General features: G+C 51.5%; 17 protein-coding genes. 11 read left to right on the top strand and 6 right to left on the bottom strand.

What is annotated here, in order from left to right; genetic code table 11:
* Positions 1-275 precede the first annotated feature (275 nt).
* The 3 genes from JIG40_RS16330 (at position 276) to dnaJ (ending at position 5,084) form a co-directional block, all read left to right on the top strand.
* Positions 276-1,550 (top strand): dicarboxylate/amino acid:cation symporter, encoded by a 1,275-nt coding sequence (locus JIG40_RS16330; protein WP_020328126.1) that lies wholly within the window; start codon positions 276-278, stop codon positions 1,548-1,550.
* Positions 1,551-1,785: 235 nt separating this feature from the next.
* Positions 1,786-3,696: a molecular chaperone DnaK gene (gene dnaK, locus JIG40_RS16325; protein WP_020328125.1), complete on the top strand. Its 1,911-nt coding sequence runs from the start codon at positions 1,786-1,788 to the stop codon at positions 3,694-3,696.
* A gap of 239 nt (positions 3,697-3,935) precedes the next feature.
* A complete protein-coding gene (dnaJ, locus tag JIG40_RS16320; RefSeq protein WP_020328124.1) occupies positions 3,936-5,084 on the top strand; it encodes a molecular chaperone DnaJ in 1,149 nt (382 codons plus the stop codon).
* An 89-nt stretch (positions 5,085-5,173) separates the two neighbouring features.
* On the opposite strand, the gene JIG40_RS16315 is transcribed toward dnaJ, so the two are convergent.
* Complete coding sequence (locus JIG40_RS16315; RefSeq protein WP_244662681.1) at positions 5,174-5,557, bottom strand: type IV pilin protein; 384 nt, start codon at positions 5,555-5,557, stop codon at positions 5,174-5,176.
* Between the two features lie 150 nt (positions 5,558-5,707).
* On the opposite strand from JIG40_RS16315, the gene JIG40_RS16310 reads away from it, so the two are divergent.
* The 5 genes from JIG40_RS16310 (at position 5,708) to JIG40_RS16290 (ending at position 10,407) form a co-directional block, all read left to right on the top strand.
* Entirely contained in the window at positions 5,708-6,217 is a 510-nt protein-coding gene (locus JIG40_RS16310; RefSeq protein WP_199465652.1) for a GspH/FimT family pseudopilin, read from the top strand.
* Entirely contained in the window at positions 6,195-6,821 is a 627-nt protein-coding gene (locus JIG40_RS16305; protein WP_199465651.1) for a pilus assembly protein PilW, read from the top strand. The genes JIG40_RS16310 and JIG40_RS16305 overlap by 23 nt, the downstream gene beginning before the upstream one ends.
* A complete protein-coding gene (locus tag JIG40_RS16300) occupies positions 6,818-8,149 on the top strand; it encodes a hypothetical protein (protein ID WP_199465650.1) in 1,332 nt (443 codons plus the stop codon). The genes JIG40_RS16305 and JIG40_RS16300 overlap by 4 nt, the downstream gene beginning before the upstream one ends.
* Positions 8,139-8,555 (top strand): prepilin-type N-terminal cleavage/methylation domain-containing protein, encoded by a 417-nt coding sequence (locus tag JIG40_RS16295; RefSeq protein ID WP_199465649.1) that lies wholly within the window; start codon positions 8,139-8,141, stop codon positions 8,553-8,555. The genes JIG40_RS16300 and JIG40_RS16295 overlap by 11 nt, the downstream gene beginning before the upstream one ends.
* A gap of 292 nt (positions 8,556-8,847) precedes the next feature.
* A complete protein-coding gene (locus JIG40_RS16290; RefSeq protein ID WP_199465648.1) occupies positions 8,848-10,407 on the top strand; it encodes an AbgT family transporter in 1,560 nt (519 codons plus the stop codon).
* 45 nt (positions 10,408-10,452) lie between these two features.
* Here the strand turns inward: JIG40_RS16290 and fghA are convergent, their stop codons facing one another.
* Both fghA and JIG40_RS16280 read right to left on the bottom strand, forming a co-directional pair.
* The gene (fghA, locus tag JIG40_RS16285) at positions 10,453-11,301 is read right to left on the bottom strand and encodes an S-formylglutathione hydrolase (protein ID WP_199465647.1); all 849 of its coding nucleotides are present in this window, start codon (positions 11,299-11,301) and stop codon (positions 10,453-10,455) included.
* Positions 11,302-11,409: 108 nt separating this feature from the next.
* Positions 11,410-12,540, bottom strand: coding sequence for an S-(hydroxymethyl)glutathione dehydrogenase/class III alcohol dehydrogenase (locus JIG40_RS16280; RefSeq protein ID WP_199465646.1), 1,131 nt, complete (start codon positions 12,538-12,540; stop codon positions 11,410-11,412).
* Between the two features lie 155 nt (positions 12,541-12,695).
* On the opposite strand from JIG40_RS16280, the gene JIG40_RS16275 reads away from it, so the two are divergent.
* Together JIG40_RS16275 and tadA are read left to right on the top strand one after the other, a co-directional pair.
* Positions 12,696-13,583: a LysR substrate-binding domain-containing protein gene (locus JIG40_RS16275; protein WP_020328114.1), complete on the top strand. Its 888-nt coding sequence runs from the start codon at positions 12,696-12,698 to the stop codon at positions 13,581-13,583.
* A gap of 26 nt (positions 13,584-13,609) precedes the next feature.
* Positions 13,610-14,149: a tRNA adenosine(34) deaminase TadA gene (tadA, locus tag JIG40_RS16270; protein ID WP_143683686.1), complete on the top strand. Its 540-nt coding sequence runs from the start codon at positions 13,610-13,612 to the stop codon at positions 14,147-14,149.
* 96 nt (positions 14,150-14,245) lie between these two features.
* Here tadA and JIG40_RS22975 read toward each other — a convergent pair whose 3' ends face one another.
* On the bottom strand, positions 14,246-14,377 hold the full coding sequence (locus JIG40_RS22975; RefSeq protein ID WP_004729240.1) for a hypothetical protein: 132 nt from the start codon (positions 14,375-14,377) through the stop codon (positions 14,246-14,248).
* A gap of 346 nt (positions 14,378-14,723) precedes the next feature.
* Positions 14,724-16,283 carry a membrane-bound lytic murein transglycosylase MltF gene (gene mltF / locus JIG40_RS16265; RefSeq protein WP_171933427.1) on the bottom strand — a complete coding sequence of 520 codons (1,560 nt, stop codon included), beginning with the start codon at positions 16,281-16,283 and terminating at the stop codon, positions 14,724-14,726.
* A gap of 307 nt (positions 16,284-16,590) precedes the next feature.
* Between mltF and purL the strand changes: the two genes are divergently transcribed.
* Entirely contained in the window at positions 16,591-20,484 is a 3,894-nt protein-coding gene (purL, locus tag JIG40_RS16260) for a phosphoribosylformylglycinamidine synthase (RefSeq protein ID WP_158148115.1), read from the top strand.
* A gap of 126 nt (positions 20,485-20,610) precedes the next feature.
* Here purL and JIG40_RS16255 read toward each other — a convergent pair whose 3' ends face one another.
* On the bottom strand, positions 20,611-20,802 hold the full coding sequence (locus JIG40_RS16255; protein WP_047463106.1) for a DUF4250 domain-containing protein: 192 nt from the start codon (positions 20,800-20,802) through the stop codon (positions 20,611-20,613).
* Between the last annotated feature and the right edge of the window lies 1 nt (position 20,803).

The raw sequence follows: 20,803 nt of genomic DNA, 5'->3' as shown, positions 1-20,803 counted from the left end.
TTTTAAATTCGCACCGGAAAGCTTGTTGCATAAGGAGTTTCTTAAGTAAAGCTGTTGGGTTGGTTGATTTTCTTGTGAAACAGGTGGTTAGACGTTAATCCTGATTGTTCTGGCTATTTTTGGTAAATGTTCTAATTTGCGCCATGTAACATTTTTGTAAATAAATGCTTCGGATTGTTATCGGTGTGTGTATTATGCGCGGACGTTTAGCACTTTGGGTGACATAAACGACTCTATAACGATAAATACTCAACACAACAAACTGGAGTAGAACGATGGATAAATCGCTCTCATCGAAAATCTTTTTAGGCTTGTTTGCTGGTCTGGTTCTTGGGACCGCCATTCAATACCTGTTTCAGGGTGTTTCCCTGTTCGACGTGTACCTGTTAGGTGCAGCAGAAGGGGCGGGCGGCATGTTCGTTTCGCTGATCAAACTGCTGGTTGTTCCACTGGTGTATGTTTCAATCGTCTGTGGCATTGTTGATCTTAAAGACATCTCCGCTTTTGGCCGTTTAGGCACTAAAACTTTTGCGCTTTATATCATCAACACCGTGATTGCGATTGCGGCGGCATTAACGGTTGGTCTGATCTTCCAGCCAGGTGCCGATGCAAACTTGGCAGGTACGGTGTCACAAGCGGTGAAACTGACCACCACAGAAACGCCGGATATTTTCTCTCTGGTTGTGAACATTGTGCCAAGCAACCCGGTTCAGGCGTTTGCGAATGGCGACATGCTACAAATCATCTTTATGGCAATTCTGACTGGTTTGGCGATTCAAGCGCTGGATTCTCGTGGTGGCCCGGCTATTCGTACCTTTAAGCTGGCTAACGAAATCATGATGAAGCTGGTTGGTCTGGTGATGAGTCTGGCACCTTACGGCGTGTTCGCTCTGATGACCCAACTGGGTGCAACACTGGATGCGCACACGCTGATGTCGGTGGCGGGTTACGTGGCTCTGGTTGTTGCTATGCTGGTGTTCTGGATCTTCGTTTTCTACCCAATTGTGGTAGGTATGACGACCAGCGTATCGCCAAAGCAGTTCCTGCGTGCTACGCGTGAACAGATTCTGTTCTCACTGTCGACTGCAAGTTCGAATGCAACCATTCCGGTAACCATGCGTACACTGACTGAGAAGTTGCAAGTGTCGAAGTCTGTCGCGGGCTTTGGTGTGCCGCTGGGTGCAACCATGAACATGTCGGGTGTGTCTATCTATATCGCTCTGGCGACTATCTTTGTAGCGAACGCTTTTGGTCAGCCAATTAACTCAGCGGATATCTTTACTCTGGGTCTGACGATTCTGCTGCTGTCTATCGGTGCTGGTGGTGTTCCGGGCGGCGGTGTGGTGATGGTTGGCGTGCTATTGCACCAACTGGGTCTGCCACCTGAAGGTTTGGCCATCATCGCTGCGGTAGACCGTATTAACGATATGTTCTGTACTTCATCGAACGTAGTGGGTGACACTGCCGTTAACACCATCGTGGCGAAAAGCGAAGGTGGTCTGGCGAACGAAGAAGAAGCGCAAGCAGAGCTGGCAACAGAAACTCGTTAAGCACAAAATTCACTTCTTGTATGAAAAGCGAAGCCGATGCTTCGCTTTTTTCTTACTAAAAATTCAAACTTTTTTCGTTTTTGCCCTTGAAAAGGTATTTGTCGCCCTTATCTATGGGGCATACGAGAAGCAAACATACACGTTTTTGTTTGTGAGCGGGGGTTGAAACCCGATTCTCCATCCCCACATTAGGGGTATAGCAAAACGAACATAGAATTTATTCGGAGATAGCCTGATGGGTAAAATCATTGGTATTGACTTAGGTACTACTAACTCATGTGTTGCTGTGCTAGACGGCGACAAACCTCGCGTAATCGAGAACGCAGAGGGTGAGCGTACAACCCCTTCTGTAATCGCGTACACAGATGGTGAAACGCTAGTTGGTCAGCCAGCGAAACGTCAAGCTGTAACAAACCCGGAAAACACGCTATTTGCAATCAAGCGTCTTATCGGTCGTCGTTATGAAGACGAAGAAGTACAGCGTGACATCTCAATTATGCCTTACAAGATCGTTCGTGCAGACAACGGCGATGCGTGGGTAGAAGCGAAAGGCCAAAAAATGGCTGCGCCACAGGTTTCAGCAGAAGTTCTGAAGAAAATGAAGAAAACTGCAGAAGATTACCTGGGCGAGAAAGTAACGGGTGCCGTTATCACCGTTCCTGCTTACTTCAACGATGCGCAGCGTCAGGCAACGAAAGATGCCGGTCGTATCGCAGGTCTTGAAGTAAAACGTATCATCAACGAACCGACTGCTGCTGCACTGGCTTACGGTCTGGACAAACAGGGCGGCGATCGCGTTATCGCAGTATACGACCTGGGTGGTGGTACCTTTGATATTTCAATCATCGAAATCGATGAAGTTGAAGGCGAGAAAACCTTCGAAGTTCTGGCAACCAACGGTGACACTCACCTGGGTGGTGAAGACTTCGATAACCGCATGATCAACTACTTGGTTGACGAGTTCAACAAAGAACAAGGCATCAACCTGAAGAACGATCCACTGGCGATGCAGCGTCTGAAAGAAGCGGCAGAGAAAGCGAAGATCGAACTGTCTTCAGCTCAGCAAACAGATGTGAACCTACCTTACATCACTGCTGATGCAACCGGTCCTAAGCACATGAACATCAAAGTGACTCGTGCGAAACTGGAATCTCTGGTTGAAGACCTGGTTCAACGTTCTCTGGATCCACTGAAAGTGGCCCTGGCTGATGCAGACCTGTCTGTCAACGACATCACTGACGTTATCCTGGTGGGTGGTCAGACTCGTATGCCAATGGTTCAGAAGAAAGTGGCTGAATTCTTTGGTAAAGAAGCACGTCGTGACGTGAACCCTGATGAAGCAGTAGCTGTTGGTGCTGCGGTTCAAGGTGGTGTACTGGCGGGTGAAGTGAAAGACGTACTGCTGCTGGACGTAACTCCTCTGTCTCTGGGTATTGAGACAATGGGCGGTGTAATGACCAAACTGATTGAGAAAAACACCACGATTCCAACCAAAGCGAATCAAGTGTTCTCAACAGCAGAAGACAACCAAAACGCGGTAACGATTCACGTACTGCAAGGTGAACGTAAACAAGCGAACTTCAACAAGTCGCTGGGTCAGTTCAACTTGGAAGGCATTCAGGCAGCACCACGTGGTATGCCTCAGATCGAAGTGACCTTCGACCTGGATGCGGATGGTATCCTGCACGTATCAGCGAAAGACAAACAAACTGGTAAAGAGCAGAACATCACTATCCAAGCGTCTGGTGGTCTGAGCGACGAAGAAATCGAGAAAATGGTTCAGGAAGCAGAAGCGAACAAAGAAGCGGACAAAAAGTTCGAAGAGCTAGCAACTGCACGTAACCAAGCTGACCAGATGATCCACGCAACTCGTAAACAGGTTGAAGAAGCGGGTGACGCTCTGCCAGCAGACGAGAAAGAGAAGATCGAAGCGGCGATCAGTGAGCTGGAAACAGCGAAACGCGGCGAAGATAAAGCAGAAATCGATGCGAAAGTTCAAGCACTGATGACTGCTTCTCAGAAGCTGATGGAAATCGCTCAGCAGAAAGCTCAGGCACAAGGTGCTGACGCTGGCCAGCAGTCTACTTCTCCAGAAGATGACGTGGTTGACGCCGAGTTTGAAGAAGTGAAAGACGACAAGAAATAATTCTTTGTCATCGAAGGCTTGAATTTGAGAGAATTCAAGCCCTTCACCTTCGGTTCTTTTTTCGAAAAGAACACTCGAAGTTTGATGCGGGCGTTAGGGGAAACTCTTACGCCCGTCTGTTTGTCAGCTTTATCGCTATAGCTAAGAAATCAACACTTTTTATCTATATCGATACAAACACCAAGCGGCGCTTAAGTAGAGCGAAAACCGTTTGCAGTAACAGATTGGTGATCTAGAACATGTCAAAACGTGATTTTTACGAAGTATTAGGCGTTAGCCGTGATGCCTCTGAGCGCGATATTAAGAAGGCGTACAAACGCCTGGCGATGAAATTCCACCCGGACCGCAATCAGGGTGATGCCAGCGCTGCGGATAAGTTTAAAGAAGTAAAAGAAGCGTATGAGATTCTGACCGACCCGCAGAAGAAAGCGGCGTACGACCAATATGGTCACGCAGCCTTTGAACAGGGCGGCGGTGGTTTCGGTGGCGGCGGCTTTGGCGGCGGCGGTGCGGATTTCGGCGACATCTTTGGTGATGTCTTTGGCGATATTTTCGGTGGCGGACGTCGTGGTGGTGGTGCGCCGCGTCCACAACGTGGTGCGGATCTGCGCTACAACATGGAACTGACGCTGGAAGAAGCGGTACGTGGTTGCTCGAAAGAGATTGAAGTTCCGACTTTGGTTCACTGTGATACCTGTGATGGCAGCGGTGCGAAGAAAGGCACCTCGGCTCAAACCTGTGGCACCTGTCATGGTCACGGTCAGGTACAGATGCGTCAGGGCTTCTTTGCGGTCCAGCAAACCTGTCCTACCTGTCATGGTAAAGGCAAGATCATTAAAGACCCTTGTAACGACTGTCATGGTCAGGGCCGTAAACAGAAAACCAAAACGCTTAACGTTAAAATTCCAGCCGGTGTCGACACGGGCGATCGTATTCGCCTTGCGGGCGAAGGCGAAGCAGGAGAAATGGGCGCACCTGCGGGCGACTTGTACGTACAAGTGCACGTCAGAGAACACCACATTTTTGAACGTGATGGCAACAACTTGTACTGCGAAGTCCCTGTCAGCTTTGCAATGGCCGCACTGGGCGGTGAAGTGGAAGTTCCAACCCTCGATGGTCGTGTGAACCTGAAAGTGCCGGAAGAAACGCAAACGGGCCGTATGTTCCGCATGCGTGGCAAAGGCGTGAAGAGTGTTCGCGGCGGCGCCATCGGCGACCTGATCGTGAAGCTGGTGGTGGAAACTCCGGTGAAACTGAGCGCGCGTCAGAAAGAGCTTCTGCGTGAACTGGAAGAATCTTGTGGTGGCGATGCAGCCAACAAGCATAAGCCCAAGTCTGAAGGGTTCTTCAATGGTGTGAAGAAGTTCTTTGATGACTTAACCAGCTAATCATTGAACTGAAAAGCCTGCATCTGCAGGCTTTTTTGTTTTCTGTTCCTAATCCACTGGCGGTGCTGGTGGATTTTTACATTTACGAATTACTGCCAACACGTTACGGGCTCTGCTAATCCTGTACTTCTCAATGAGAGCTGGGAGTAAGTGCTGCCTGCGCATTTATCCAGATTCTGGCCTTTGGCTGCTTGTGGCGTTGCGGTAATGGTGTATCCCGAGCTGGATACCGTAACACCAACGGAATAACGATCTGTATCACTGCTACATAAGGTGCAGGCGCCACCCGATAGCACTCCGGCTATGGAATAGCCACTGTTGTAATGTTCTTCCAGATACAACTGGATTTTGACCATGTCAGCCATGACCTGCTTACGGTGCCCTTCTTTAACATAGCCAGTATAAGCCGGGTAGGCGATGCCGGACAGAATGCCAATAATCACCACTGCGATCATTAATTCGATCAGTGTCATACCCAAAGAATCGGATTGCCGCCTGTTGCAACGATTTGTTCGAATCATTTCCATTAGTTCCCTGAATCTGCCTGCCTCTATTGTGGATACTGCTAGCATCGGTGCAAGTTGATTCACATTCATCTCATTGTTTGCAAAAGGTTTTGGGAAATGGTTCGCGGGTTTACCTTACTGGAACTACTGATCACGCTGGCTGTTCTGGCCGTGGTGCTAACGTTCGCAGCGCCCAGTTTTGAGCGTTTTTCACAGCAGAATCAGATGCAGACGTTGGCGTCTGAACTGCAAGGATTCATGCTACAAGCCAAATCGGAAGCGGTGTTTCGCAACCAAGATTTATGGGCCCACTTTGTGATGGACAGCAATCCATCTGCATCGGGCCAGTGGACTATTGTGCTGAAAGACAGCGATTCGCCTTCCTCTGGAAATACCATTTTGCTACTCAGTGGCCGGGGATTTCGCAACATCAGTTTGGAATCGCATTTCAGCGCCAACAAAATCAAGTTCGATGGTGTGCGCGGTAAAGTGGTTAACGGCAGCCTCTCATTTCATCCGGTCACTGAGACAAGCAAAGAACTCAAACTACGGACGTCATACAGCGCAAATCGAGTGATGATTTGTGGCAATCAAGGAGCCTTGTATGGTTATCCAGCGTGCTCGTAAAAAGCTCCGAGGCGCTTCGTTGATCGAATTTATGATCGCCTCGTTAGTGGGGACGATGGCGCTGGCGATAATCGGAAGTGTGTTTATCAGTAGTCAGCGCAGTGCCGCGCAACGCAGCCAAGAAATTCTGCTGCTGCAAAATATCACTAATGTGATGCAAGGGATGAAAGAGGAGATGTATCAGGCCGGGTTTGATGACGTAAACCGAACTTCCGTGTTGTTATCCGGGGCATCAAGCGTGGTTTATACACAAAGTTCTCCCTCCGTAGTTGGTTTTGTGTATCGCGTGGAATCTGCAGGGGCGGCGGCATATCGCCATGTGGTTTATCGTCAGGACTCCACGGTGTTCAAGTTGTGCGAAAAAATGCGGGCAGCGCCTTTAACCCCCGCGTCTGCGGCGGATTCTATCGTCGGCGATAGCTGTTATTCACTCTTTGATCCCCGGCAGATATCCGTCACCGCGTTTTCTACCGATACTGACGCGTTATCGGGCGGTCTCGTCAGCGGAGCAATGACCACCGTCGCCATTACAGCGGCGTTGACTAACCGTCCGAGCGTTACGCAATCGCTCTCATTTCAGATTCAGTCGAGGAACTGGCAATGAGCAACACCAGTCAACGAGGAGTAGCGACGCTGCTGATTACTTCGATACTGCTGACGGTTGCTTTAGTTGTCACGCTTGGGATGTATAAGAACCTGTTTTTTCAAATCAAGCGCGCGCAGAACGAGGTCAGAGCCAAGCAGCAATTTTGGATGGCGGAAGGTGGACTGGAATGTATCTACAGTGTGACCCAAACGACGCATATGCTGCCGACAGCCAGTCATTATTCTGCTTGTGATTCCAGTGGATTACTGAGTTTTAGTTATCAGAATCCCGGTCGCGGGCAATGGAAAGTCACCGCGCAGTATGGCTATCAGCATCTGAGTAAAACCATTCGCTATCCGGCCTCTGCGTCCGGTGTGCTCAAAGCCACTTCAAATCTGTATTTTGCTGGCGGGTTGTCGATGTTGGCCGACCCGGGACTTAGCCTGGGGGATAGCCAATGGGCCTGTACCATGTTGCGCTACAGCAAGGAGTTTTATGTGAACGGCACCTTGGCCAACCTTGGGCTGAGTGACACTCACTTACCGTACAGTGGATTTCCAACCGGTCAAAGCTGTCACGGTGATTATATGACGACTACGACAGCGGGTTATGCCACACCGACGGGCTTAGAAAAGGACTTCGTTAATGATCTTTACCAAACCCCTTTCGAGGATTTGTTCGGTGAAGCGCGCAGCGAATGGTACAAGGTTATGTCTGACCCTCAGTTCAGTAAGATCTCCGCCACCAGTCTGTTTAATGCCAGCGGAGTATTGCTGAGTCAGGCAGCCCTGCCAGTGCCAGCACCAATCACAAACTGTGGTGAACAAATAGCGCAGCAAATCGAGTTTGGGAAGGATTTATTGTGGGTCTACGGCAGTTGCCATCTTGAGCACTCAGACTTAACGGCAATCGGTGATGCGATTGATGCGGCTGGCTCGGCGATTGATGGCGTGATCCTGGTCATTCACAACGGTTTGCTTTCAACGGAAGGGGCTCTGACGTTTAAAGGCATGATCTATCACTTTATCTCTCAGGCTGCAGATGGCACGCCGGATTTCGTCCCTTCAGAAACTCAATGGCAGGCTCTGAATCTCACTCAGGCCAACTTACTCAAAAGCGCGGTCGATCATACGCCGGATGTGCTTCCTGCGGTGTCGATTGACAATACGAGCTATTTTCAAACGGGCGCCTTTTACCCGACCGGCGGCTATGTCATGGATGCGCCGGACACCTACGCGGTGTTCAGTTCTTCGATGAGTTTTCAATTCAACCGCGATGCGATTGACGTTCCGCTCAACAAAATCCGCAAGTTCAAATGGCAGAAAGGGTCCTGGTATGGCCAATAGACAACAAGGATTCAGCCTGATTGAAGTGATGATCTCATTTGTCTTAATCGGTGTCGGCGCGTTGGGTTTAGTAAAGCTGCAAGCCTATATCGAACAGAGAGCAGACTTTGCTATGCAGAGCGTTATTGCCCTGAATCTGGCTGAACAAAAACTGGAATGGTTTCGCACTCGCGGCGCATCGTCGGCCAGCCCGACATTAATTGCTGCGGACTTTGACAGTGACATCGTCAGTGGGGAAGACCTGACACACTCAGGATATGTTTTGCGCTGGAGTGTGCCTGCGGCAACGGTATCCAGCTCGTTAAAAACGGTCGTAATGGAGGCGTCCTGGCGGGATCGCCAGGGACAGTCTCAGCGTATCGAGCTAACGACGTCGATATCTTGTTATAGCGAGTATCAGCCATAAATCAGCAGAGTTATGGCATTTTGCGTTGTTTCTTTGCGATTTTTCAATGATGTTGTTTGGCATGTGTTTGTGTGATGTTGTGGTTTTGTGGCTAAATCGCAAAATATGTCTCTAGATATTTCATGATAGGTGGAACTTTGTGCTTGATTGATTCTTGTCTAATACAATGCTCTGACGCGTAATTGGCCTATCTTGCGCTCTTGTATACCGTGAGACGGCATTCTGTTACGTGGCAGGCTAAGCCGAAATTATTACTAAGGCCTAAAGTAACAACATCTGTCAGGAGTTACGAATGAGTAACCAAGCCGTAAAATCTGCGCCGCCAGCGAACTCAAGTCGCATGGATGGCTTTCTTAATTTCATCGAACGCGCGGGGAACAAAATCCCGGATCCTGCGATTCTATTCTTCTGGGCATTGGTCATCGTCTGGGGTGCCTCTGCGCTGCTATCCAATGTCAGCTTTGACCTCATCAACCCACGCACGGGGGATGCACTGGAGGTTAAAAACCTGCTGACCGGAGAATCACTGGCCCATTTTCTTGCCAATATGGTGAGTACCTTTACCAGTTTTGCTCCTCTGGGTATTGTCCTGGTCGCGATGCTGGGGGTTGGCGTGGCGGACTCGTCAGGCTTCATCACGACCGGTCTTAAGAAAATGCTTAATGTCACCCCGGCAAAATTGCTGACGCCGATGCTGATTCTGGTGGCGATTGTGTCGCACACTGCGGCCGATGCGGGTTATGTGTTGGTGATTCCGTTGGGCGGTATCATTTTCCACGCAGCGGGCCGACACCCTCTGGCAGGGATTGCGGCGGCGTTTGCTGGCGTATCCGGTGGTTTCTCTGCCAACTTCATTCCATCGGGGATCGATCCTCTGCTTGCGGGCTTTACCCAGACCTCTGCCCAAGTATTGGATGCCGCTTATCAGGTGAACCCGTTGGCGAACATCTTCTTCACCGGTCTTTCTTCGGTGATTATTGTGGCGATTGGCTGGTATGTCACCGAGCGCGTGATTGAGCCGCGTTTACAGAAAATGCCAGTCGATGAGGATGCGGAAGCCGCGCCGGATTTGGGATCGTTCACCACGATTGAGTCGAAAGCTTTCCGTTACGCAGGCGGTGCGATGCTGCTGGGTATCGCGTTGCTGGTGGCAGCCTTGTGGCCGGAAAACTCCGCGCTGCGTTCGCCAGACGGTCAAATCACTGCATTTTCAGCGCCGATCATGAAGTCGATTGTGCCATTGATCTTCATCCTGTTTATTATTCCGGGCATCGTTTATGGCCGTGTTTCCGGTACTTTTAAAAACAGTAATGATGTCATTAAAGCCATGTCAGGGACGATGGCAACCATGGGCGCGTACATTGTGATGTCGTTCTTCTGCGCGCAGTTTCTGGCGGCATTTGGTCAGTCTAATATCGGAACCATGTTGGCGCTGTATGGGGCGGAAGGGCTGAAAGCGCTTAACCTGCCAGGCGAAGCAACGATTGTCGGTATGATTCTATTGACGGCGATGGTGAACTTGTTGGTCGGTTCTGCTTCTGCGAAGTGGGCGCTGATCGGCCCGATTCTGGTGCCGATGCTGATGGCGGTGGGGATTTCTCCCGAGTTGTCTCAGGCGGCGTACCGCGTGGGCGACTCTGTGTCCAACATCATTTCACCGTTGATGGTGTTCTTCCCGCTGGTGGTGGTGTACTGCCAACGTTACGTGAAAGCGACGGGGATCGGCACACTGGCGTCGCTGATGATGCCATTCTCGATTGCGATGCTGATTGGCTGGACGTTATTCCTGCTTGCTTACTGGGCATTGGGCATTCCGCTTGGTATTCAGGCGCCGTACACCTACAGCATGTAAATAAAAGAAAAGCCCGCGATAGCGGGCTTTTTCATATCCGTGCTGTTAGTCGGCTTTGAGGTACTTCGCGTGAAACGCCAAATGATCGGCAATAAAGCTTTGGATAAAGAAGTAGCTGTGGTCATAACCAGGATGCATTCTCAGCGTGATATCCATATCCATCTCTTTAGCGACGCTCATCAGTGTTTCCGGCTGGAGCTGCTCTTGCAGGAAGCTATCCGCTTCGCCCTGATCAATCAGAATGGGGGTGTGCACCAAGTGCGATTTAAACAGTTCGACCGCGTCGTAGTGTTCCCAGGCCGATTTGTCGTCGCCCAGATAATGGCGAAACGCTTTCTGACCCCATGGCACTGCCATCGGATGGCAGATTGGGCTGAAGGCTGAAATTGAGGTGTAGTGGTTCTGGTTTTTCGCACCAATGGTCAATGCGCCGTGGCCGCCCATACTGTGGCCGGAAATCGCCTTACGCGTGCTGACCGGAAAATGGGTTTCGATAAGCGCTGGTAATTCATCAACGATGTAACTGTACATCTGATAGTTGGCTTTCCATGGCTCCTGTGTCGCATTGAGGTAGAAGCCTGCACCCAGGCCGAAATCGTACGCACCGTCGGGATCATCGGGTACGTGCTCGCCACGGGGGCTGGTATCCGGTGCGACAATCGCAATGCCCAGTTCGGCCGCTTTTTGAAACGCGGCGGCTTTTTGCATGAAGTTTTCATCGGTGCAGGTTAGCCCGGACAACCAGTACAATACGGGGACTGGTGTACCCGCGGTGGCTTGAGGCGGCAGATAAATCGCAAAGCGCATGTCGCAGCTCAACACGTCCGAATGATGCTGATACTGTTTGTGCCAGCCATCAAACACTTTGGCCTGAGTAAGATTGGTTAAACTCATGGTGACTCCTTTGACGAGGTATTGCCTGCCCAGACAATGTTGCAGCTCTGCTGGCTGCAACATTCAACTATCCGGTCAGCATCGCCCGTCATTGCTGAGGGTTGGCGATTATTTGAAATGGATCACCGAGCGAATGCTTTCACCCGAATGCATCAGCTCAAACGCTTCGTTGATCTCGTCGAGCGGCATGGTGTGAGTAATGAACTCCTGCAGACCAAATTCACCCGCCAGATACTGTTCAACAATGCCCGGCAGTTGTGAACGACCTTTCACGCCGCCAAATGCGCTGCCGCGCCATACTCGGCCAGTCACCAGCTGGAATGGACGGGTAGAGATTTCCTGACCTGCGCCCGCAACACCAATGATGACGGATTCGCCCCAACCTTTGTGACAGCATTCCAGCGCCTGGCGCATCACGTTCACGTTGCCGATACATTCGAACGAGAAGTCGACGCCGCCGTCAGTCATCTCGATGATGACGTCCGGAATCGGCTTATCGAATTTCTGTGGGTTGATGCAGTCGGTCGCACCCAGTTGCTTCGCCAGTTCGAATTTCTTCTCATTGATATCGATACCAATAATACGGCTCGCGCCAACCATTCGAGCGCCGATGATCGCGGACAAGCCGATACCACCCAGACCAAAGATGGCAACGGTGTCGCCTTTTTTCACTTTGGCGGTGTTCATGACTGCGCCCATACCCGTGGTCACGCCACAACCCAGCAGACAGATCTCTTCCAGTGGTGCTTCTTTGTTGACTTTCGCTAACGAGATTTCTGGCAGCACGGTGTATTCAGAGAAGGTCGAACAGCCCATGTAGTGGAAAATGGGTTCGCCATCTTTGTAGAAACGCGTCGTGCCGTCTGGCATCAAGCCTTTGCCCTGAGTGGCACGCACAGCGCTACACAGGTTGGTTTTGCCTGATTTACAGAACTTACATTCGCCACATTCGGCGGTGTAGAGTGGAATGACGTGATCGCCCACTTCCACGCTGGTGACGCCTTCACCAACCATTTCAACGATACCACCGCCTTCATGGCCAAGGATCGCCGGGAATACGCCTTCAGGATCATCACCAGACAGGGTAAACGCGTCCGTGTGGCAAACGCCCGATGCGACGATACGCACCAGCACTTCGCCTTTACGTGGCAGCATAACGTCCACTTCTTCCATCTTCAGTGGCTGATTTGGGCCCCAGGCAACCGCGGCACGAGATTTAATGAATTTGTCTTGAGACATGGAGTGATTCCTTTTCATACATTGCAATCGAGTGGGGGGCGCGGCTAAACGCCCAACCAAGATTGTCAGTATAGTCCTTTCATTTGGCGGTATAATTGGGTCAAAATGAGAATAACTTTTACGGCATTGTAATAATAAACAACGGATAAGGTGAAATGGCGAGTTGGGAAGGGGTGAGTGAATTTGTTGCCGTCGCAGAGACAGGCAGTTTTACTCAGGCAGCAAAACGCTTGGTAACCTCGGTGGCGAATGTCAGCCGAAGGATTGCGTTGCTGGAAGAGCGATTGGGGGTCAAGTTGCTGCTGCGTACGACGCGTAAAGTCTCGCTCACCGAAGCCGGTCAGGTGTATTACCAGCAATGCCGTGCATTGCTGGAGGGGCTGGAGCAGGCTGAGCTGACGGTGACTCAGATGCAACAAACGCCGAGAGGTAAACTGAAAGTGACGGCGCCGGTTACCTACGGCGAACAGAAAATTGCGCCGTTGCTGAACGACTTCTTGCTGCAGCATCCGAAGCTGGAGTTGGAATTGGTTCTGACCAACCAGAAACTGGATTTGATTGAGCAGGGCGTGGATGTCGCGGTGCGTCTTGGTCAGTTGGACGATTCCAGCTTTATTGCCCGCCGCCTGAGTAATCGCCATTTGTATGTCTGTGCAACGCCGGACTATCTTGCCCAATGTGGTACGCCGCACACTCTGTCTGAACTGACTAAACACAGTTGTCTGGTCGGGACATACGATCACTGGCGTTTCAAAGAAAATCAGCAGTCGCGCTCGATTCGTGTCAAAGGACGCCTCAGTTGCAGCAGCGGCGTCGTGCTGTTAGATGCGGTGCTCAAAGGTATGGGGCTGGCGCAACTGCCGGATTATTACGTCGAAGAGCATCTGCTTTCGGGCCGTTTGGTCGAAGTGCTGCCAAGCTATCGTGATGACCGGGAAGGGGTCTGGGCGCTTTATCCGCAAAACCGCCATTTATCGCCGAAAGTGCGTTTGCTGGTGGATTATCTGGCGCAGCATTTATCTGCACCGGCGATGCCGCTATAATTGCGCCCCCAACAGATGAGGTTTCCATGACAGATACAACCGCCACTTTTACCCCTGAAGATGAACATTTCATGCGCCGAGCGATGGAACTTGCCCAGCAGGCTGAAGCAGAAGGTGAAGTGCCCGTCGGTGCGTTGCTGGTCAAGGATGGCGAGATCATTGCGGAAGGATGGAACCGTTCCATTGGTGCCTGCGATGCTACTGCGCACGCCGAAATTCAGGTGCTGCGCAAAGCGGGTGCGACGCTGCATAACTATCGTCTGCTCGATACTACCTTGTATGTGACGCTTGAACCGTGTCCGATGTGTGCGGGTGCCTTGCTGCACAGCCGGGTTAAACGCATCGTTTATGGTGCGCCGGATCTCAAAGCCGGTGCGGCAGGCACGGTGATGGATCTGTTCAGCAGTCAGGCGGCGTATCACTATGCCACGGTGGAAAAGGGGTTGTTGGAAGAGGAATGCCGCCAGCAACTGCAGGCGTTTTTTCAACGTCGGCGCAAAGAGATCAAAGCACAGAAAGATGCCGAGAAACTGCATTCTGCCCAATCGGATGCACCGAAGCTGTAAATCTAGCGGTCGATCAGGGAAAGAAGTACAACGAAGAATGAAAGCGGAATGTTGGGCAAACATCTACTTGCGGTAGATGTTTGCTTCTCGAAAGTGTCAGTCCGACAACTGTACGAACGCGCGATGGCGAGCCAGAACTTTTTTCTTGGTATTGGCTAACATACGGCGACGACGGTTCGCTGACACGGCTTTGCTAAGGAGTTTTGAGTGCCGTTTACGTTTCAGCATAAAACACCCTCCTACTACTGACTATAAACAAGAAACCCTGTCCGGACCGGATACGCAGTGCGTTAAGCCTAAGCTGCGCGCGCACATGAAGTGCGCTCGCCGCTCGAGTATTCGCGCATCGAAGTATTTTGGTCGGTCATTCGCATTCAGTGGCGTTAAGGTTTTCAGAACGGTGATTAGCCGCCTGAACATAACCCAAAACCGAGTGGAATGTTCTTCAGCAGGGAACCCAAAAATAACAGCTTATCGTGTATTTATTGCACTTGATTTTCACTGCTTTCAGAAAACACGCAAGCGATCAAGTTCACACATCTGTGTAAGGTTTTCCCTGCTGAAAATTAAGTGATTAATTATTGCTCACATTTTGCGCGTCGGAGGCCGCAGAGCTGGTTTCAGTACTGCTTTCCACTGCAGCGTCGATGTCAGACTCCTCCTCGGTGATCTCCTCTTCCGGAGTGATCACCGTCAGATCGTCAGTACCGGAATCGACGGTGGTGACATGTTTTTGTTCCATGTGACCAATGATGCTCTGGTAGTAGCGGCGAATGTTTTCCACGTACGACAACGCTTCGTCGCCACGCGCATAACCATAGCGGGTTTGCGCGAAATATTTTTTCTGGCGCAGTTGTGGCAGGCGATCTTTTACATCCGCCCACGCATCCGGTGAGCCACCCTGCAGCTTGGTCAGGCGGCGGGCATCCATCATGTGTCCATAGCCGACGTTGTAGGAAGCCAGTGCAAACCAGATTTTCTCGTGATCGGGAATGGAATCGGGAATGCGCTCCATCATGCGACGCAGATATTCCACCCCGCCGCGCACGGATTGCTCAGGGTTGAGTCGATTGGTGACATCCACACTGCGCGCGGTGGGCAGAGTCAGCATCATCATGCCGCGCACGCCGGTGGGGGATTTGGCACTCGGATTCCAGTGCGATTCCTGATAGGCGAGAGCGGCAATCAGGCGCCAGTCAAATTCTTCCGAATACTTCTGAAACAGCGGCATCCATTTCGGCAGGCGGGTATCCAGCGCGCGCAGAAATGCACGGGTATCCACATAGTCAAACGTACCAACGTGACCGATGTATTTCTCTTCCAGTGACGCCAGGCTGCCGGACTGCTTCAGATTGCCGAAAAACTCAATCATCATGGCGTACAAGCTTTCGTCATCGGAACGGCGCATAAACCACGAGATCGGCTGGTCTTCGGTCATCTCAAACGCTGTGGCGATATCGGGATAAATGCGTTGAGACAGGGAAATTTCGACCGAGTCGGCCATGGTGAACTTGAGTTCACCCTGTGAAACCTGTTTGAGCAGATCGTTGACATCGGCGTTGTTATCAACGTAGTAGCGAAATTCCGGATAGGTACTTTTCAGTGATTCTAATGTGCTCTCAAAATGGGAGTCGTTCACCACGCTGAAAATGGGCGCGTCACCACTTTCATTGTACAGTTCATCTTGTTTGGCGATGAGCTGCTCAATGCTGCGTGGGCGCCATTGGCCTTTTTTATACACCACTTGTTGCGACACATAATAGTAGGCCGGGCCCGCTCGGTAATCTTTCAGGCGCTGCTCTGACTGGCTGAGGCCTGCAGCGATGATGTCGATTTCACCGTTTTTCAGCGCCGGAAACAGGCTGGATAAACGGTAGGCTGGTTTCATTTCGAGTTTGACACCCAGCTCGCGTGCAAATTCACGCGCCAGTTCGTAGTCCAGACCGGAGGGGCCATCAGGACCGATATAATAAGAGAGCTGATTGTTAAGAGTGCCGACGCGCAACACGCCGCGTGCGCGGATTTGGTCGAGTTCACTTTTGGGTTCTGAGTCGATTTGGCACCCGGCTAGCAAAAGAGTCAAAGCGGCCAGAAAGAGGGTGCGACTCATAGAAGCGAATGAAAGCTTGGTCATTAATTCTGATTCTCTTACGTCAAGTAGTGCCTTTATATCAAACACCAAACACTTGGCAAAGTTTTGCGGTCAGGTGCTGCTAATAGCGTCTAACATTTGACCAAATGGGTTGTAATTCAAATTTAACGAAAAAAATGACGCAAACGGTTGCTTTTGGTGTTACGTCACAAAAAAAAATCCTCTATAATGCGCACGCAATGGAGAGGTGAAATCGGTATAAGTTCAATACTAATAGCCTAATATGCTGTTATTTAAGTGAATTTATTCCAATTACATCTTAATCACTTGTATATAGAGACCTAAGCACATGAGAATTTTGCGTGGCTCCCCAGCTCTTTCCGAGTTTCGTGTAAGCAAACTACTTGAAACTTGTCGCGAACAAAACCTGCCTGTAACCGGCATCTATGCTGAGTTCATGCACTTTGCAGACCTCAAAGCAGACTTGGACAGCCAGGAACTGGAAAAGTTAGAGAAGCTGCTGACTTACGGTCCAACCATTCAAGAACACGAGCCACAGGGTTTACTCCTGCTGGTGACGCCTCGTCCGGGCACTATTTCTCCATGGTCTTCTAAAGCAACGGATATTGCGCACAACTGTGGTCTGGCGTCGATCAAACGTCTGGAACGCGGTACGGCCTACTATGTTGAGAGCGAAGCGGCGCTGACGCAAGAGCAGGTAACGACTCTGAAGGCCTTGCTGCACGATCGCATGATGGAAGTCGTGTTCGCGGAACTCGACGCGGCACAAGCGCTATTCAGCGTGGCAGAACCCGCGCCAATGACTCAGGTGGATATCCTGGCAGGCGGTCGAGTTGCGCTTGAAGAAGCAAACGTTTCCCTAGGTCTGGCACTGGCTGAAGATGAAATTGATTACTTGGTGGAGAACTTCATCAAGCTGGGTCGTAACCCGAATGACATTGAGCTGATGATGTTTGCTCAGGCGAACTCTGAGCACTGCCGTCACAAAATTTTCAATGCGGATTGGACTATCGACGGTGTTGATCAGGATAAATCGCTGTTCAAGATGATCAAGAACACCTTCGAAACCACGCCGGATCACGTGCTGTCTGCCTACAAAGACAACGCAGCGGTAATGACCGGTTCGAAAGTCGGCCGTTTCTTCCCGGATCCGGACTCACGTCAATACACCTACCACCACGAAGACGCCCACATTCTGATGAAAGTGGAAACGCACAACCACCCAACGGCGATTTCGCCTTGGCCAGGTGCGTCAACCGGTAGCGGCGGTGAAATTCGTGATGAAGGCGCAACCGGTATCGGTGGTAAGCCAAAAGCGGGTCTGGTGGGCTTTACGGTATCTAACCTGCGCATCCCTGACTTTGTTCAGCCTTGGGAAAGTGATTTTGGTAAACCAAGCCGTATCGTGAGCGCGCTGGATATCATGATTGAAGGTCCTCTGGGCGGCGCGGCATTCAACAACGAATTTGGTCGTCCAAACCTGCTGGGTTACTTCCGTACTTATGAAGAGAAAGTCACCTCACACGCGGGTGAAGAGATCCGTGGTTACCACAAGCCAATCATGATTGCTGGCGGCATGGGTAACATTCGTGACGAACACGTACAGAAAAAAGAAATCCCGGTTGGCGCGAAACTGATCGTGCTGGGCGGTCCGGCAATGAACATCGGTCTGGGCGGCGGCGCAGCGTCTTCAATGGCGTCGGGTCAGTCGGCAGAAGATTTGGATTTTGCTTCAGTACAACGTGAAAACCCAGAGATGGAACGTCGTTGTCAGGAAGTGATCGACCGCTGCTGGCAGCTGGGCGATGCGAACCCAATCGCGTTTATCCACGATGTGGGCGCGGGCGGTATCTCGAACGCACTGCCAGAGCTGGTTAACGATGGCGATCGTGGCGGTAAATTCCAGTTGCGTGACGTGCCAAACGATGAACCGGGCATGAGCCCGCTGGAAATCTGGTGTAACGAATCGCAAGAGCGTTATGTGCTGGCGGTTGCGCCGGAGCACATGGCGGCATTTGATGCCATCTGTAAGCGTGAGCGCGCACCCTATGCAGTCGTGGGCGTGGCAACGGAAGAGCGTCATCTGACTCTGGAAGACAGCCACTTCGATAACATGCCAATCGACATGCCGATGGACATTCTGCTTGGCAAGCCGCCGAAAATGCACCGTGAAGCAACCACGCTGAAAGTTACCAGCCCAGCGATTGATCGCAGCGGTATCGAACTCAATGAAGCGGTGGATCGCGTGCTGCGTCTGCCAGCTGTGGCTGAGAAAACCTTCCTGATCACCATCGGTGACCGCACCGTGACGGGTCTGGTCGCTCGTGACCAAATGGTTGGTCCTTGGCAGGTGCCAGTGGCCAACTGCGCGGTAACGGCAGCAAGCTACGACACTTATCACGGTGAAGCGATGTCTATGGGTGAGCGTACTCCTGTCGCTCTGCTTGACTTCGGCGCATCGGCGCGCCTGGCGGTGGGTGAGTCTCTGACCAACATCGCAGCGACGGATATCGGCGATATCAAACACATCAAACTGTCAGCGAACTGGATGTCTCCTGCCGGTCACCCGGGTGAAGATGCGGGTCTGTACGAAGCGGTGAAAGCCGTGGGTGAAGAGCTGTGTCCAGCGCTGGGTCTGACTATTCCGGTTGGTAAAGACTCGATGTCGATGAAGACCAAGTGGAACGAGAACGGCGAAAACAAAGAAGTGACCTCGCCGCTGTCGCTTGTCATCACCGCGTTTGCGCGTGTGGAAGATGTGCGTAAGACCATCACACCACAACTGCGTACCGATCTGGGTGAAACGTCTCTGGTGCTGGTGGATCTGGGTAACGGTCAGAATCGTCTGGGCGCAACGGCCTTGGCGCAAGTTTACAAGCAGTTGGGTGACAAGCCGGCTGACGTTGACAACGCCGAGCAACTGAAAGGCTTCTTCGATGCGATGCAAACTCTGGTTCGCAACGACAAGTTGGTGGCTTACCACGATAAAGGCGACGGCGGTCTGTTTGTCACGCTGGCTGAAATGGCGTTCGCGGGTCACTGTGGTGTGAAAGCCAACATTGAAACGCTGGGTGACGACGTGCTGGCTGCGCTGTTCAACGAAGAGTTGGGTGCGGTAATTCAGGTCAAGAACGATGAACTGAATGCAGTATTGGCCACGCTGGCGGCTAATGGTCTGGCGGATTGTTCACACGTTATCGGTGAAGTTGACGCATCAGATGCATTTGTGGTGACTTCGGGTGAACAAGTCCTTCTTCAGCGTTCACGTACCGAAATGCGTACCATCTGGGCCGAAACGACACACAAGATGCAAGCAATGCGCGACAACCCAGCGTGTGCCGATCAAGAATTTGCGGCGAAAAAAGACAACTCAGATCCAGGTCTGAACGTGTCACTGAGCTTTGATGTCAACCAAGACGTCGCGGCACCTTACATCGCAAAAGGCGCGAAGCCTAAGATGGCGATTCTGCGTGAGCAGGGCGTGAACTCACACGTTGAAATGGCGGCAGCGTTTGACCGTGCGGGCTTTGACGCAGTCGACATTCACATGAGCGACATTCTGACCGGTCAAGCGGTACTGGATGAGTACCAAGGTCTGGTCGCGTGTGGTGGCTTCTCCTACGGTGACGTGCTGGGCGCGGGTGAAGGTTGGGCGAAATCGGTGCTGTTCAATGTGCAGGCTCGCGAACAGTTCGAGCAGTTCTTCAACCGTCAGGACACGTTCTCGCTAGGTGTGTGTAACGGTTGTCAAATGCTGTCTAACCTGAAAGATCTGATCCCGGGTGCAGACTTGTGGCCACGTTTCGTGCGCAACGAATCGGAGCGTTTTGAAGCGCGCTTTAGTCTGGTTGAAGTGCAGAAGTCGGATTCTGTGTTCTTCGATGGCATGGCCGGCTCTCGTATGCCGATTGCGGTCTCTCACGGTGAAGGTCGCGTGGAAGTTCGCGATGAAGCTCACCTCAGTGCGATTGAGCAATCAGGCACGGTTGCAGTCCGTTTCGTGGATAACTTCGGTAACCCGACGCAGCAGTACCCGAACAACCCGAACGGCTCGCCAAATGCGATTACCGGTCTGACAACGAAAGACGGCCGCGTCACCATCATGATGCCGCACCCAGAGCGTGTATTCCGCACGGTGGCGAACTCATGGCACCCAGATAACTGGGGTGAAAATGGTGCCTGGATGCGTATGTTCCAGAACGCACGTAAGAATCTGGGTTAATCAACCATCCAACGAAAAAGCGCAGACCTGGGTCTGCGCTTTTTTTATCTGTTGGTTTTAAAGCGGCAAAAAAACGGCCATTCGGCCGTTGGGTGTGCACTTTATTCCTGTCGATGGGCAGGCCGATTAACGGAACTGGCCAACTTGGGGCAGAAATTCAAAGCCTGCCGTAGCAAGACGCGCTTCGAGCGCTGCACGGTCAATGTCGAAGTAAACCACCAGCTTGTCGAGATCGCCGCCGAAATCGTCACGCAGCTTCATATTCACAATGCTCATCAGCATCACGGGATCCATGGTGGCAAAGTTCGCCAGATTCATG

It is taken from the genome of Vibrio sp. bablab_jr001 (genome assembly GCF_016464285.1).
Taxonomy (GTDB): Bacteria; Pseudomonadota; Gammaproteobacteria; order Enterobacterales; family Vibrionaceae; genus Vibrio; species Vibrio fluvialis.
Note: the sequence above shows the minus strand (reverse complement) of the source record. Positions and strands in the feature narration are given on the sequence as shown.